We start from the raw sequence: 1,612 nt of genomic DNA on the forward strand, positions 1-1,612 counted from the left end.
GGGCCGGAGGGGGCGCCGGGCGGTGGTATTCCGGGGTTCTCCATGATTCCGGTCGGTCTCGGGACGGTCGCGGCGGACATCGCGAAGGCGACCGGCAGGGGCGCCGCGACCAGGGCGCGCAAGCACGGCCATGTCCCTTTCCAGCGGGTCGGGCCTTCCGTGCTGCCCGAGTTCCGGATGCCGTTCGAGGCCGCTCTGAGCCCGTATCTCAGCCGCTCGCGGGAGCACACCGTCGAGTGGGCGCACCGGATGGGGATCCTGGAGGCGCAGCCGGGGGTGCCGGGCTCCGGTGTCTGGAACGAGGAGCGGCTCCGGCGTATCGATCTGCCGCTCTGCGCCGCGGGCATCCACCCGGACGCCACCCCCGAGGGGCTCGATCTGACCTCGGACTGGCTGACCTGGGGGACGTACGCCGACGACTACTACCCGGTGGTGTACGGCGGCCGGCGCGATCTGGCGGGCGCGAGGGCCTGCAACGAACGGCTGTTGACGTTCATGCCGGTCGATACGGACGGGACGCCGGTGCCGGCCACCGGGCTGGAGCGCGGGCTGGCCGATCTGTGGGCCCGTACGGCGGGGTCGCTGGACCGGGACGGGCGGCGCGTCTTCCGGCAGGCCGTCGAGGACATGATCGAAAGCTGGCTCTGGGAGCTGGCCAACCAGGCGCAGAACCGTATCCCCGACCCCGTCGACTATCTGGAGATGCGGCGGCGGACCTTCGGCTCGCACATGACGATGAGCCTGTCCCGGCTGAGCCATGGGCGGACGGTGCCGCCGGAGATCTGCCGGAGCGGCCCGGTGAGGGCCATGGAGAACGCGGCGCAGGACTACGCGTGTCTGGTGAACGATGTGTTCTCGTACCAGAAGGAGATCGAGTTCGAGGGCGAGATCCACAATGGCGTTCTGGTCGTGCAGAACTTCTTCGGCTGCGACTACCCGACGGCTCTCACCATCGTCGGTGATTTGATGAACTCGCGCATGAGCCAGTTCCAGCATGTCGTCGCCCATGAACTGCCGGTGCTGTGCGACGACTTCGGACTGGACGACGAAGCGCGGCGGGCGCTCGCCGGATATGTGGAGAGGCTGGAGAACTGGCTCTCGGGCATTCTGGTGTGGCACCGGGGATGCGGGCGGTACAAGGAGTCCGAACTGCTCCGGGACCGTGCGGGAATCGCCCGCTGGACCCTGCCCGTACCGAATGGAATCGGCACCTCGGCCGCGCGGATTTCGCCGCCGGGCTGGCAATCTGTGCGACCAGTCCCCCAAATGGTGCAGTAACTCGCTTGTGCGCCAGGGCGTTTGGCATCCGGTCAATGTGAGTGTTTACCGGATGGGGGCCGTGGGTGGCGAGCGGATACGCACTGTACGGGCGCGCGGGAAAGCGGGCGCCGCGCGCCCCGGGGGCCCGGGGCGCCCGCGAGGTGCGGACGGCGGTGCTGGAGGGCGTCGCCGGGTGGGTGCCCGGGGAGCCGGTGCCCAATGAGGCGCTGCCCGCGGCCTGGGGGGTGGACGACGCGTGGGTGCGCTCGCGCACCGGGATCGCGAGCCGCCACCGCGCGGGCCGGGGGGTGTCGACGGGGGACCTGGCGTACGAGGCGGCGCGGCGGCTGAT

Annotated in this window: 1 protein-coding gene and 1 pseudogene; both read left to right on the forward strand. The window is 70.5% G+C overall.

All coding sequences use genetic code 11. From position 1 onward, the window contains the following. A partial coding sequence (locus tag WH07_RS35755; RefSeq protein ID WP_408645993.1) for a terpene synthase family protein occupies positions 1-1,278 on the forward strand: 1,278 nt, incomplete at its 5' end. A gap of 143 nt (positions 1,279-1,421) precedes the next feature. Beyond that, a pseudogene (locus WH07_RS35760) lies at positions 1,422-1,612 on the forward strand (3-oxoacyl-ACP synthase); the annotation flags it as partial.

Source organism: Streptomyces odonnellii (genome assembly GCF_000981895.1).
Classification (GTDB): domain Bacteria; phylum Actinomycetota; class Actinomycetes; order Streptomycetales; family Streptomycetaceae; genus Streptomyces; species Streptomyces odonnellii.